Annotated in this window: 23 protein-coding genes; 2 read left to right on the top strand and 21 right to left on the bottom strand. The window is 29.0% G+C overall.

Going from position 1 to position 12,923, the window contains the following annotated elements:
- From H3N56_RS10205 to H3N56_RS10125, 21 genes are all read right to left on the bottom strand, one after another.
- Nucleotides 1–699 (bottom strand): head maturation protease, ClpP-related (locus H3N56_RS10205; RefSeq protein ID WP_185881062.1); only part of this gene is annotated, 699 nt, incomplete at its 3' end.
- A complete protein-coding gene (locus H3N56_RS10200) occupies nt 700–1,701 on the bottom strand; it encodes a phage portal protein (RefSeq protein ID WP_255492180.1) in 1,002 nt (333 codons plus the stop codon).
- 1 nt (nt 1,702) lies between these two features.
- Complete coding sequence (locus tag H3N56_RS13410; RefSeq protein WP_255492179.1) at nt 1,703–1,951, bottom strand: hypothetical protein; 249 nt, start codon at nt 1,949–1,951, stop codon at nt 1,703–1,705.
- A 141-nt stretch (nt 1,952–2,092) separates the two neighbouring features.
- Complete coding sequence (locus H3N56_RS13405; RefSeq protein ID WP_255492178.1) at nt 2,093–2,284, bottom strand: hypothetical protein; 192 nt, start codon at nt 2,282–2,284, stop codon at nt 2,093–2,095.
- A gap of 61 nt (nt 2,285–2,345) precedes the next feature.
- Nucleotides 2,346–2,663, bottom strand: coding sequence for a terminase TerL endonuclease subunit (locus H3N56_RS13400; protein WP_255492177.1), 318 nt, complete (start codon nt 2,661–2,663; stop codon nt 2,346–2,348).
- Between the two features lie 19 nt (nt 2,664–2,682).
- Nucleotides 2,683–3,513 (bottom strand): terminase large subunit domain-containing protein, encoded by an 831-nt coding sequence (locus H3N56_RS13395; RefSeq protein ID WP_255492176.1) that lies wholly within the window; start codon nt 3,511–3,513, stop codon nt 2,683–2,685.
- Entirely contained in the window at nt 3,488–3,664 is a 177-nt protein-coding gene (locus H3N56_RS13390; RefSeq protein ID WP_255492175.1) for a hypothetical protein, read from the bottom strand. The genes H3N56_RS13395 and H3N56_RS13390 overlap by 26 nt, the downstream gene beginning before the upstream one ends.
- A complete protein-coding gene (locus H3N56_RS10190) occupies nt 3,664–4,125 on the bottom strand; it encodes a P27 family phage terminase small subunit (RefSeq protein WP_185879676.1) in 462 nt (153 codons plus the stop codon). The genes H3N56_RS13390 and H3N56_RS10190 overlap by 1 nt, the downstream gene beginning before the upstream one ends.
- Before the next feature lie 84 nt (nt 4,126–4,209).
- Nucleotides 4,210–4,641 carry a hypothetical protein gene (locus H3N56_RS10185; RefSeq protein ID WP_185879677.1) on the bottom strand — a complete coding sequence of 144 codons (432 nt, stop codon included), beginning with the start codon at nt 4,639–4,641 and terminating at the stop codon, nt 4,210–4,212.
- A complete protein-coding gene (locus tag H3N56_RS10180) occupies nt 4,634–5,212 on the bottom strand; it encodes a hypothetical protein (RefSeq protein WP_185879690.1) in 579 nt (192 codons plus the stop codon). The genes H3N56_RS10185 and H3N56_RS10180 overlap by 8 nt, the downstream gene beginning before the upstream one ends.
- A gap of 181 nt (nt 5,213–5,393) precedes the next feature.
- Complete coding sequence (locus tag H3N56_RS10175) at nt 5,394–6,476, bottom strand: hypothetical protein (protein ID WP_185879679.1); 1,083 nt, start codon at nt 6,474–6,476, stop codon at nt 5,394–5,396.
- 21 nt (nt 6,477–6,497) lie between these two features.
- Nucleotides 6,498–6,734 carry a hypothetical protein gene (locus H3N56_RS10170; RefSeq protein WP_185879691.1) on the bottom strand — a complete coding sequence of 79 codons (237 nt, stop codon included), beginning with the start codon at nt 6,732–6,734 and terminating at the stop codon, nt 6,498–6,500.
- Nucleotides 6,735–6,744: 10 nt separating this feature from the next.
- Complete coding sequence (locus H3N56_RS10165; protein ID WP_185879692.1) at nt 6,745–8,004, bottom strand: site-specific DNA-methyltransferase; 1,260 nt, start codon at nt 8,002–8,004, stop codon at nt 6,745–6,747.
- An 8-nt stretch (nt 8,005–8,012) separates the two neighbouring features.
- Nucleotides 8,013–8,558 (bottom strand): N-acetylmuramoyl-L-alanine amidase, encoded by a 546-nt coding sequence (locus H3N56_RS10160; protein ID WP_185879693.1) that lies wholly within the window; start codon nt 8,556–8,558, stop codon nt 8,013–8,015.
- A 138-nt stretch (nt 8,559–8,696) separates the two neighbouring features.
- Complete coding sequence (locus H3N56_RS10155) at nt 8,697–9,083, bottom strand: hypothetical protein (protein ID WP_185879694.1); 387 nt, start codon at nt 9,081–9,083, stop codon at nt 8,697–8,699.
- Between the two features lie 62 nt (nt 9,084–9,145).
- Complete coding sequence (locus H3N56_RS10150) at nt 9,146–9,322, bottom strand: hypothetical protein (RefSeq protein ID WP_185879695.1); 177 nt, start codon at nt 9,320–9,322, stop codon at nt 9,146–9,148.
- A gap of 49 nt (nt 9,323–9,371) precedes the next feature.
- The gene (locus tag H3N56_RS10145; protein WP_185879696.1) at nt 9,372–9,518 is read right to left on the bottom strand and encodes a hypothetical protein; all 147 of its coding nucleotides are present in this window, start codon (nt 9,516–9,518) and stop codon (nt 9,372–9,374) included.
- Between the two features lie 207 nt (nt 9,519–9,725).
- Nucleotides 9,726–9,863 (bottom strand): hypothetical protein, encoded by a 138-nt coding sequence (locus H3N56_RS10140; protein WP_185879697.1) that lies wholly within the window; start codon nt 9,861–9,863, stop codon nt 9,726–9,728.
- Nucleotides 9,864–9,866: 3 nt separating this feature from the next.
- Complete coding sequence (locus tag H3N56_RS10135; protein WP_185879698.1) at nt 9,867–10,805, bottom strand: helix-turn-helix domain-containing protein; 939 nt, start codon at nt 10,803–10,805, stop codon at nt 9,867–9,869.
- 138 nt (nt 10,806–10,943) lie between these two features.
- On the bottom strand, nt 10,944–11,159 hold the full coding sequence (locus H3N56_RS10130) for a hypothetical protein (RefSeq protein ID WP_185879699.1): 216 nt from the start codon (nt 11,157–11,159) through the stop codon (nt 10,944–10,946).
- Between the two features lie 142 nt (nt 11,160–11,301).
- Nucleotides 11,302–11,979 carry a S24 family peptidase gene (locus H3N56_RS10125; protein ID WP_185879700.1) on the bottom strand — a complete coding sequence of 226 codons (678 nt, stop codon included), beginning with the start codon at nt 11,977–11,979 and terminating at the stop codon, nt 11,302–11,304.
- A gap of 204 nt (nt 11,980–12,183) precedes the next feature.
- Here H3N56_RS10125 and H3N56_RS10120 point away from each other — a divergent pair, with 204 nt between their 5' ends.
- Nucleotides 12,184–12,450, top strand: a complete 267-nt coding sequence (locus H3N56_RS10120) for a hypothetical protein (RefSeq protein ID WP_185881061.1) — start codon at nt 12,184–12,186, stop codon at nt 12,448–12,450.
- Nucleotides 12,450–12,851 (top strand): hypothetical protein, encoded by a 402-nt coding sequence (locus H3N56_RS10115; RefSeq protein ID WP_185879702.1) that lies wholly within the window; start codon nt 12,450–12,452, stop codon nt 12,849–12,851. The genes H3N56_RS10120 and H3N56_RS10115 overlap by 1 nt, the downstream gene beginning before the upstream one ends.
- Nucleotides 12,852–12,923 lie beyond the last annotated feature (72 nt).

The raw sequence follows: 12,923 nt of genomic DNA, 5'->3' as shown, positions 1-12,923 counted from the left end.
CTCAATTTCGGAACTTCCAAAATCTTCTTGACTCTCAGGATTTTTATCTTTAACTTTTATGTTATTCATTAAAAGATTTTGGGGTAATTTATAATTCTTATATAGTTCTCCATCTAAATAAGCTGCTATATCAACTGACTCTGTTAAAGTCACATTGAAATAATCTTGAGCTGTAAAACCATCAAACCATGTCTCAGCTTTCATAAGTTCTAAAAATTCATCAAAGGTTTTATTTTCTTTTGCTTTTGTCATATAAGCATTTGCTATCGTGGTATCAAACCTCTCATATAAATTAGCTTGCTCTCTTAAATCATCAGCATTACCTATTGCAAACCCCCATGCTTTATGAATCATCAAATAAGCATTCTCAGGAACTATAATCTCATCTCCCGCCATAGCTATAACTGAGGCTATTGAAGCTGCATACCCTTCTACAAAAACTCTTTTATGACCTTTATGTCTTACTAACATGTTGTATATTGCTATTCCTGCAAATACACTTCCACCTGGTGAATTAATATAAATATCTAAAGCATCATTTTCTCCAATTTCATTTAATAACTCATTCACATCAGAGGGTATAACATCACTATTTGACCATCTACTTGATGCAATTTCCCCAAAAATAATAAGATCCACTGCATTTTCAGTTTTATTTTTTACTTCTAATTTGCCTTTATCTAAATTTAGTATTGGCATCTATTCACCCCCCTTTATATACTGTGTTCCTATATTTTCTAAATTGATTGTAGAACCATTACCTAATAGAGTATCTCCACCTTCTATATATGGAAGATTTAAATCTTCTCGCACCTCATTTGGTGTCATAGCAAAATTAGTCAAGTATTTACTATAAACTTCAGCTTGGGTTTTATTATCCATTTTGAAGAGAATTTTTTCATTAATTTCTAATCTATATCCTTTATCAATATCCCTTTCACTTAACAATTTATATGTTATTTCTTGTTCATACGCTTTAAATAATGGTTGAAGTGTATTTACATAGAAATCTACTTGTTGAGTTTCAGAGTTACTATATGATGATTTTGTATAATCATTTATTATGTTTGGCTTTATTCCAAATGCAGCTGCTAATTGTAATGCTGACACTTTATTATTCTCAAAGAATTGTGCATCTGCTAGCTTCATATCTAGTAATTGAGCTTGCATCCCAAGTGGAATTGGAATAAACTTTCCTGACCCTTGAGTTTTTGAGAAATTTTCAAGTTTTAAAGCTATCTTAGCCTCCGCTCCTTGTTTCAATTCTCCTGTATAATGAACTAAAACTTTAGATCCAAACATATTATTTTTATATAATTTATTTAAAAATCCGATAGAATTTTTACCACTACTTATTTGAGTTTTTAAAATATCTCTTATTGGAATTCCTGAAAGTCCATCAAAACTAATATGTGTTTTAAAATGTATAATCTCATCCATTTCAAAGCTATATTGCTTTCCACTTCTGCTATCTGTCCAAACATACCAAAGAGCATTTAATCTACCAAAAATACCCTTATTATCTATCCAAATCTTTACTTGATTGCTTGGAAGTACCCAAAGATACTTAGGAAATCCATTTCTGTCTGCTTCTATATATATATAGGCATTTCCATGATGTAATTTATTTAGTTCAACTGTTCCCCAAAATGTTGCAGAACTTATATATGGGTTAGGTCTAAGATTTAAAAGGGTTTCCATTTTAGAATTTATAATCTTTTTCTTTCCCCTTTTTTTCTGTTAAAACTCTAAGTTCCCAGGGCATTTTTGACATTGTATCTGATAAATGTTTTAAACAAATATAATAAATTGTTTCTGATAAATCACTACTATTATCAATGTTATCTATATTAATTCCATAACCACCTAAAAAATCTCCAAGCTCTTCAAGAGTAAGTCCTTCTTTTTTTTCTGTTTTCATCATATTTTTTATTTTTTCAACTATTTTCATTATTCACCCCCTCCATATAATTTATCTAGGTAGTTATCTTCTGCATATTGAGTAATATCAAATTCAAATTCATGATACATAGCTAGTTTAAATGAACATAATAGTGCATCAACGGGATCTATTCTTTTTCGTGAAGCATCCTTATCTATTTTTTATTAATCCATTATTTTGCTTTATTACAGTATTTCCCATAGCATAATTTAGAAGAGGGTTATACACATATATAATATTTCCTGAATATACCTGTTCTCTAAAGCCTTGTGTGCTTTCATTTAGAGACTTATGTGATTGAAATACCTCTGTTACCTCATATCCTTGCACTTCCAAATCCATCATTATCTTAGAAGCATTTGCGGGATCAAAGCAAAGATGCCTTATTTCCCAATTGTTTTCTTCACAAGTTTTTAATTACATATTGCATAACTTGTTCTTGGTCTACGATAGGGGTATTTGTTATTGTTAAAAATCCTAACTCTTCCCATGTATCATAAGGAACTTTATCGACTAATTTTCTCTCCATTAATTTATCTCTATTTGGAATAAAGGAGTGACTAAAAATTATATATTTTGCTATTCCATCATCCATTATAGGAAGTATAAATGATACACTTGTTAAATCTATCTTGGCAGACATGTCAAATCCTACATACACAGCTCTATTTCTTATTTCATATGGTAATTCCTTAACTTGACACTTCTTCCATTTTTCCATATCTATATATCCTAAATCTTTAGCTTGAACCCAAATATTTAAGATTTTTTGTTTTAAATGAAATCATCTTTTCAGGAACGCTTTTAGCAACTTCATAATCAGATGTTATCTTTTCTATCCCCTCTTTGTATGTTGCTCTAAGAGGATTCGCTTTTTTCCAAGTTCTTATATCTCCTATTTCATCACCTTTATCAGCTTCACAAATATCTACAAAATACTCACTATTTTCTATATCTAAATTTGGATTTAACAATTCTGAGCAATATTTATATTCCTCTCTATAGCAAGGAACATTTAAATCTATTCCTGCTGTTGTTATTATTAACAATAATGACTCTTTAGAGTTACTTCCTAGTGCTAGATCATAGAATTCTGTTGTTGCATGTTGATGGTATTCATCTAAAACCAATGCAGCAGGATTAGTTCCATCTCCTGTTTTTCCATCTTGCTTAGATAATGGCTTTAAAAATGATGTTGTTTTTATGTGAACTATTTTATCTCTTGTTATTTTGAATTTTGGAGATAAAGAACTCCCAGTAAGCATATTTTGACACTCTGAAAATAGTAATTTTGATTGTTCTCTTTTTGTTCCTGCACAAAATGTTTCTGCTATCTCATTATTTCTTGTTGCCACTACAGATATTTCATACAGCATACATCCAGCTTGCATTTGAGTTTTGGCATTTTTCCTTCCAACCTCTATAAATGCTTTCTTAAATCTTCTATACCCATCTTTTCTTTTCCAAGCATATATTTGACAAACTATAAACTTTTGCCAAGTTGTTAGCATTATTGGAGTTCCTGCTAATACACCTTTTGAATGGTTAAGGTATGTAAAACCATTTAACAATTCGTTGAGCTTCCTCTTCATCCCAAATGAACTTCTTTTCTTCAACATCTTTTAAAAAACGTTTACAAGCCCATATATGCTTTTGTCCACTTGGTATTACTCCGTCTATACAATCTTTTGAATATTGTACAAGCTCACTTTTAGTACTCATTAAACATCTCCAAACTCTTTATCTAGTTTTTCATCTATTATTGTAATTATTCCAGAGCCAGCTTTTAATCTTGATTCCATAGTTAATCCTAACAAAGAACCATACCTTTTCATTTCATCTGAATACTTCAGTTCTAAGCTTACAAGTGGATTTATTTCCTCTACAATCATTACGTCTGTTTTTAGATTTGTTACAATAGATGCATACCTAGCAAAAGCATTGCAATAAGCTCCCAAATTATTATAATCTAAGTTGCTTATCATAGATTTTTTATTAAACTGCTCTACAAGTCTTACCCATTCTTTTGTTGCTATCTCGTTTACCAGCCAATCTGGAGGGATTTTAAGTTGTTCATTTCCTACAAAAACCGATTCTTGCTCTAACTTTTTTATTTTTATCTCTTCCTGAGTTAAATGTTTTGTTTGTACTTCAAGTGGTTTTCTAATTTTTGACACCTCCATTTTTTATTTTCAAAAACTTCTCAAAGGGAAATTTGCGAAAAGTATTGGAAGGATGCGGTATTGGGCTGTGACCCTAAAACTTTTTCATATACCCCTACCTTCAGTCTCTACTTCCCACACCTGAATAAACTCTCTTATTTCTTTAATTGTCCCTGTTTGATTTGATTCATACAATTTATGTATCTCTCTATGAGCTTCGTCACTTAGATAAACAAGGTTAGATAATAAAGATCCTTTTAATTTATCTTCTGATAACGGAACTATATGATGAGCTGTTGTTCCTGTCACAACTCTTTTATGTTTGTATAAGCTCCAAAGACATAGATTACTAAATCTGTTCTTACAGGCTTCTCTTAGTCTCTTCCACTCTTTACTATTATAAAAACTTTGATGCTCTCTTTGACACTTATCGTATATCCTATTTGATTCAGTCCTTGTTTTCTTATTACATCCATTTGGACACCCTTTAAGATTATAAGAATACACTTTCCTACATCTCGGACATATTCTATTCATCTACAACAACTCCATAAGCTTTTGCCTTTTTCTCTTTTGTTTTCAATTCTATTTTTTTTAATTTTAAATCTACTAAATCCTCATCTAGTTTTATTACTCTTTCTTTCTCATCTGATAGTATCTGTTCTTTATATGCTTCATATCTTACTAACTTAATCTTGTAGTCAATCTCTTCCTCTGGAGACATTATAGAGTAAAGTTCTTTAGCAAATCGATAACCATCTCTGTGAGTAGCTATTCTAGTTTTTAAAGCATCTTCTCTCCCTTTGTTTGTAGGTCTTTCTTTTTTTCTTTCTAACTCGATTAAGTAAGCTAAGGTTGATTTATGAAGATTTTTATAATGACCCTTTATCTCTTCTTTCTCTTCCAAGTGACTCTCTATATCTTTCTCAACTTCCTTCAAGTAGAGCAGAGATGAGTTTATTCCTTTTACCCACTTTTCTTTACTAGATATGTTCCTTAATGTGCCATAGGATAATCTAAATTCATAGGCTAACTCTTTTAGATCTTCTCCATACTCGAATCTTTTTCTTATCTCTTTTTTTATTGTAGTAGAAACTTTATTTATCATTGCTATGACACACCTCCTATAAAAAGAATTAGTTAAGTAATAAAAATGTCATTTATATTGGCTATTTAGTTAATAAGGAAAAATCACTACAATTACTTCTTTGAATATTCTCTACAACCTGTCTATTTCCAAAGTATTTAAGCTTGTTTTTACGCATCAAAGATTTAACCACTATTTGAAACTAGTGGTTAAAAATAAATTCCATCAAATAATTCAGTTTTTCTAAATTATTGTGATTGGAATAATTCTTTAATATTGTTTTTATTTCTCTTGTTTTATGTGGTTTATCATGTTTATCAACAAGCTCTATCAGAAGAGTATAATCAAATATCCAGCAATTTTCTTCTAGATGTCTATAGACTCCTCTTTTCGCTTTCTTTCCTAACTCTTTTCCAAATTTATTAGATTTTTTAAAAGCTAGAAACTCTTTCTCTAAATTAATCTTTATAATACTTTCTAAGTGTTTTATCCCCTCTTCTAAGAGCTTTCTCTTGGTATTCTCTATGAAGATTCCATCTATAAGCTCAAAGCTCCCTAAAATCGAATTCAAGCTATTATCTTTTCCTTTTTTATTGGTATAATATGAAAAGGTTCTATTTAAAAACTTCCATTCTAATCTTGTTATATCTAACTCCAAATCTAGTTTTTTAGATTCCTCTGTTTTATCATAAGCAGTAACTAGAGTAGCTCCATAATTCCCTAGAAGAGTCTCATCTTGAAACATCAATCTATAGCTTTTATTTCTAGTGCATCTACTTATCTTTTTAAAGTGTGGGACCGATATAAAAAGAAGTTTTAATGCTTCTTGAACATCTAGGAAAGCTTTATTAAAATTAAGATTTATTTCAATATCTTTTATTTTCGCTTGTGCCAACTCTATGTCTATTCCCTTTTCTGAAAGTTCTTTTACTAATATTAAAAGAGCTGCTTCCAACTCTATTTCTCTTGAATTATAAATATTATGTCCACTCAAAATCTTATTAGGATTAAATCTCAAATTTTTAAAATACGTTTCTTTTCCACTTGTGTATAATCGTGTAGTGCTATCCAAGGTATAACTTGGTTCTTCTAAATAGAACTTTTCTTGATAGAACTCTTCTGTTACTTGTTCTGTTATATATAGATTACTATTGTAGCTAATTTCAAAGTTATATAGAGTTAACCAATCTATACCTATTCTAAATATCTTACTGGTATCTAAATTCACATTTATATACCTCCATTCTGCCAACCCCTTTCCCGAACCTTCCTGTAATTTACACATTGGTTCATCCATATTTTGTTACTAACTAAATGTAGTATTTTCATATTTTTCTATTTGCTCTAAAAGTTGTTTCATTAAATTTATGTCTCTTTTTAAATCTTCCAGAGTATTTTTTTCATAAAAATACTCTTTTTTTCTTAAAAATAATAAATGTATTTTTTTTTCATCAAGTATTTCTAAATTTTGAGATACTTTTTTACTAATCTTTTTTATTTGAAGAATACTGTGACTTAATGCCTCTATTTTTATAACTTTCATAAATACCTCCCTATAGATTACTAATAATCTTAGAGTAGGAAATTTCTTTTCCATCTCTTATTAAAATCACATCTTCTTTTCCTGAGTTTACATATCTTTTTACTATCACATCCATATATCTCGGGTCTAACTCTAACGATCTATTTTTTCTCTCTAATTGATCACAAGCCATCATAGTTGAACCTGAACCACCAAATAAGTCTAAAACAATATCTCCTTTTTTAGAACTATTCGTAATTGCCCTTCCTGGAACTTCTACTGGCTTAGTTGTGGGGTGTAACTCTGACTTTTTAGGTCTTACAATATCCCAAACATCACATTGTTTTCTATCTTTGACTGGATGAAGTCTAGGTGACCCTTCTAACCATCCATACCAAATAGGCTCATATCTTGTATGGTAGTCTTTCCTTGAAATGACAAAACAGTCTTTATTCCAAATAATAGTAGATGACCAATGATAATTATTTTGAGATAAGGTTAACATCATATTTCCCCATTCTTGACCTGACATCACAACATAAGTAGGACAACCTTCCTTTGAGAATTCAGCCATTCTCGAAAATACATCAAACATAAACTTCTTAAAATCATCTGTTCCCATAAAATCATTTAGTATTGTTCTTGGTTTATATCCTTGAGGGTTATCCTTTTTTACTGCTCCATAATTTACATTCCAAGGTGGGTCTGTAAATACTAAGTCAGCTTTATCTGTTAACATTACTTTTCTTAAATCTTCAACCTTTGTACTATCTCCACAAAGCAACCTATGATTACCTAGCACATATAAGTCACCAAGTTTACTATATGGTTCTTTTTCTAAGTTTACTTCTGGAGGGTCATCCTCTTTAAACTCATCAATTTTTATATCCAAACCTTCAATCTCAAATTCCTTTAGCTCCTCTATTTCAAAACCAGTTAAAGCTAAATCTTCATTGCTAACTTCTATAGCTTTTAATTCCAATTTTAATTTTTCTAAGTTAAATCCAGTATTCATAGTTAATTTATTGTGAGCTATTATATATTGTTTTTTCTGTATCACAGTCAAATGATCTAATTTTATTGTCTCTACCTCTTCAATTCCTAGTTGTTGAAGTGCAATATATCTACCATGACCTTCTATAATTGTATTATTCTCATCTATTGCTATTGGATCATTAAAACCAAACTCTTTAATGCTTGCTTTTATTTGGTCTATTTGTTCTTGAGGATGCTCTTTAGCATTATTTATATATGGTGTTATTTGTGTTAATTTTAGTTTTTCTATTTTCATATGATCTCTCAAAGCTCATTTTTTTCTAAGTGTTCTAATAACTGAATGATAGAATCTACTGTTTTATCCATTAATGAGATTAATTCATCAAAACTTTTAACACTATCTAAAAAAAATGGCTCTAGCAAAATGGCAACTGGTTTAGTTTTGTTAAGTATTGACCCACCTCTATCGGCTTGTTTCGTAGCTTTTATTCCTCTATTGTTTAATTCTAAATGTTTTACGAGTATATCCTGAGCTACTGAAGCTAATCTCTTGCCCTTGCTCGAAGTATGAGCATAAAGCACTTCTGTTCCTTGTGAGATCCCGTTAGATGCATTAAAATGGCAACTAATTAGTATATCTGCATTAAGACTATTGATTTCACTTACAAGGTCTTTATAGTCATTTCTGGCCTTAGCTACTAAATCTATATTTATGAGTCTCTCTTTTTTAAATATCTCTGCTACAATCCATGTAGTAAGATCAAACTCATTAATTGTTTTTCCTTCAAGATTGACATGGCATCCCTTATCTTTAAAGTTATGACCAGCTAGTAAAATCACTCTTTTCATTTTCCCTCCTAAATTTTTACAAAAAATAAAGGAGCCAAGAGCAACCTCGCGGTAAACCCTTGACTCCTTAATTGAGTCCTATCAGCTATTTATTTTATATTTTTAATATACTCTCAAAATTTTTTTATGTCAATAAAATTATTTGAAATCATATCCAAAAGAATCAGTTTTATTTAAAAAAATATTTTTAATTTCATCAAAATTTGCATAATTTCCATAAACTGAGATATAAATATCTCCACAAAATCCTTTGAACGATATAGTATACTCACCCGAAGCACTATAGCTAGCCATATACATTACTCCTCCGTTTTTAGAGATGAATACTTTAAAGTCATCTTTACTTTGTAGATACTTTTTTTCTCTTTGCATTTTAATATTTTTTTCATTTTCATTTGCAAAGTTAGCAATATATGTTTCTCCAATTACTTTTCCTGAACTATTTAAAATATCTGAAGAATCAATAACCTCTATCCCAAAAATAATTGAAGTTATCATTAAAAATAATATTATCATTTTTTTCATAACATATCCCCCTGTAATCTATACGATTGATATGTTTATAATATATCTTTCTTTTAAAATTGTCAAATTTCATATTTAGATTCGATCCCACATTGACAAACAATTTTGTATATGGAACCATTCATCGAAATTTTATTTGCTTTCTTATTTGAAATAAAATATCCAGCTTCATTTTTTTCAACTAAAAAAGCCCCGCATTTTTTACATTTATATCTTACTCCCACTCTTATTCTCAGCATTTATAGTATCTCCTTATAATTTAAACTGTGTTCTGATAATCTTGCTAAATTAGATGTTCTCAACAAATACTTTTGCAATATATATCCCATCTATCAAATCGTTTTCAATATCTATTACATCATAATTTTTTGATACTGAAATTAATTTATTTTCATATTTAGATAAACTTTCTTCGCTTATTATTAGTATCTCCAATGATCCTCCCATTTTTAATAAAATCTGAACAAACTGGATGTTCATAACAATTTTTTATATACCTATTTTTATAATTCTTAAATCTTTTGCATCTCGAAAAGTATTTACAGCTTCCACATGAAAATGGTAATTTTTTTATTGCTAAGTCTAAAAAATGTTTAGCTAGAAACAAAATGAAAATTGAAATTATAATAATTATCAAATCAATCATTCTTCCAACAACCTTATTTTTAATTTTGCTGAAATAAGTTGACTTTCTATCAAACGATTTCTAGATTCGACAGATTTTAATTTGAAATTTTGGAAAATAATAATTGATACACTTATTAAAAATATTGTAAACATTAACTAAATCCTCCCCGAGTTTAATTCTTTTATTAAATCATATTTAATTTTATTATCTGCCAGCAATAGTGCAAAAGGTTCAAAAGAGTTATGTATTCTTGCAATAGCTAGAGCTTTAGCTTTTATTAAGTTCTGCTCATCTTGTGATAGTTTTGAAAATATTATATCCAGTATTTCTCTTTCTTCAACTTGATGTTGTTTTGTGTCCTCAACAATGGTATTTGTTGTTACTGGTTTCTCTTTTGTTATAGTCTCAACGGCTTTAATTTCTTTTTGTTCTTTAAAAGTTTTTACTTTATATTTCGATTGTCTATCGCCATTCATAATTTTTTTACTAAATGCTCCAGATAAATTTTTTATGTCTGGATTAACTTTTAAATTGTCATAAGTTTCTATCAAATAATCGTTTACTTGTTCTTTACTAAGAGTCTTTAATAATTTTGAAACACTTTTTTGATTCGTTAATGTAAAATTTATATTTAATTCTTTAAACAAGTTCTCAAAAAAATCATGTTCATGAATCATGATATTGTTATTGAGTCTTGTTATAGTCTTGTTAGTGTCACATTCTATGTTACTAGTTTGTGCATCAAATGTTACTGCTTTATTGCAATTTTTGTCAGTGGTGTCATTTTTTGTGGTCTCATTTTTTGACACTACTTTTATATTCTTTAAAAAGTATCGATTACTCTTTCCTTGTTCTCTTTTCACCTCAATCATATTTTTTAACTCTAGACTATTAATATATTTTCTGATAGTTCTTTTGTCTTTAACTCCAGTTTTTAAACAAAGCGTTTCTTCGCTTGGAAAGGATTCGCTAGTATGATTATTAGCATGTCTAGCTAAAACTACATATAGCAATCTTTCCATAGGTTCTAAATCAATTCTATCAACAATTTCATTTTCTAGCCAAAACCAGTCCGTAGATCTTTTGTCCCTCATTTTATCCTCCTAATGGAGAAAATAGACTGCCAAGTACTATCTCTCCTTCTTTATTTAATTGTTACCCTCAACTATTAGATAGTGATAGTACTTGGCTATTAGTTAAGGGTACCAATTAAATGCCTACCGAGGTAAGCTTTAAGATTTTTTCTTTATAACTAGCTCATATCCTAAATCTGAAAGTATTTCAGTAGCAGCATTTAACCCAATGCTTTGATTTTGATTTATCATTCCTGATATCATCTTGTTAAAATATGTGTATGATCTATTTGTTTTTATTGCAAATTTTCTACGACTTTTGAACTGTCTTCTTATTTCTGTATCTATAAAGAAACCTAGTTCTGATATTTTCAAAATATCACCTCACATTTATAACGTTATTTGTATATAATATAACGTTATTTGTATACAAAGTCAACAAAAAAAATGAAGAGAATTCAATCTCTTCATAATATACCTCCATAAAATTAGCTCCGTTCCCATATTTTAAATCTATCTAAAACTTTATTTTAGATAGATTTCTGCTTAGCAATCTAGTTACTACTCCCAAACATTTTATATTACCATCATCATCAAATGGAGGATAAATATCATTTAATGCAAAGAATTTAGGCTTGTAATCAACAATCATAACTTTTCTAACATATCTGATTCCATCTTTTTCAATTACAATAATTTTTTTGTTAAGTTCTTGCCAAGTGTCATCAGACTCCTCAATTAAGAGAGTATCTTCATCGTAAAACAAAGGTTCCAGTTCACTTCCTGTAATCTCTATACAGTAAGCATTCTTTTTTAATTGTATTCCCATAGGTATGATCATCTCCTTAGTTTTCATTTCCTGGAGCAATGACCCATCCCCTGTAGAGTTTAATACATACACTTTGAACTTCTGAACTTTTAAAGCGGGCGAAGAAACTGTAAGGCTATCATTTTTATAGACAAGCTTTTCAAGTATTGTATTTGGAAGCTTTTCTTCTAGATAAGATAGTGTCAACTCATCTGCATCTAAGTCATAAACTGAAATTAATTTATTATATAATTTTTCAGATATTGGAGAGATTCCTTTTTCGACTTTATCTATATACGAATGAGAAACGTCCAGCTTATCTGCTAGAGTATATAAACTGTCCTTGCGTATCTTTCTTACCTTTTTTAATGTTTCACCAAATCCCATTTCATCACCCTTTCTTTTTAGTATTTACTTACATGATAACTTATTTTTTAAAAAAATAACAACTTTTTTGTTGACAATATAACGTAAAAAGTATATATTAATCTTATAACGTTATAACGTTATATAGTTTTTACGTAATTATATACTGTTTTATATATTCTGTATTTAATAAATAAAAATAATTTTAATTTTCCAGGGGGATTTATGAGGACAAAAAGACAAGGACTTGAAATTCAGGTTGAAGAAATTTTTAAACAGTTTTACAAAGATAAAATAGTTAAAGAAAAAGTGAATAGCTTTATTATATCAGAGGATGAAATTAGAGGAATGTTAACAACAGATCCGCAAGAAAATGATGGGAATTTCTTCAGCAGTGAACTTCAACATCAAATATTTTGGAAGTTTCTAAAAAAAGAAGATAAACAAGTTTTAGTTTTTGTTAAATTAGAAAATTTTATGGGGGTTGAATAATGAGACCTTCAAGTATTGTAGATGATGCTCTAGGGTTGACGATGGGGACTACTGGAGTCCTCTTTGAAATCCATGAAACGGTTGGTATAGATTATGAAATAGACGCCTTGGATGATAAGAGAAGAGAAATATACATAACAAACATGAAAGAATCTATTGAAAGATTAGAAAAATTTGCAATTCAATTTAAAGATAAAACTTTTACAAATTGGGTTAAAAGATACATTAGTTTTTTAAAAATCGACTTAGAAAAACAATTATACTATGAAGAATTATCAGATAAGCTAAGAGATAAACTTTTTAAAAATGTTAAAGAGAGAAAAGAACAACTTCAAAATGAAAATAGAAGATTTGAGAATTTATTATTCGAAAAAAATTATAATAAATTAGGTTTAAGATGAATAAAAATACAAAAAATAAAAAAAGGCTCTATTGCTAGAACCGATACGCAAATCAATTTTAGCATAAGCCTC

It is taken from the genome of Cetobacterium sp. 2A, assembly GCF_014250685.1.
In the GTDB taxonomy this organism is placed as follows: Bacteria; Fusobacteriota; Fusobacteriia; order Fusobacteriales; family Fusobacteriaceae; genus Cetobacterium.
Note: the sequence above shows the minus strand (reverse complement) of the source record. Positions and strands in the feature narration are given on the sequence as shown.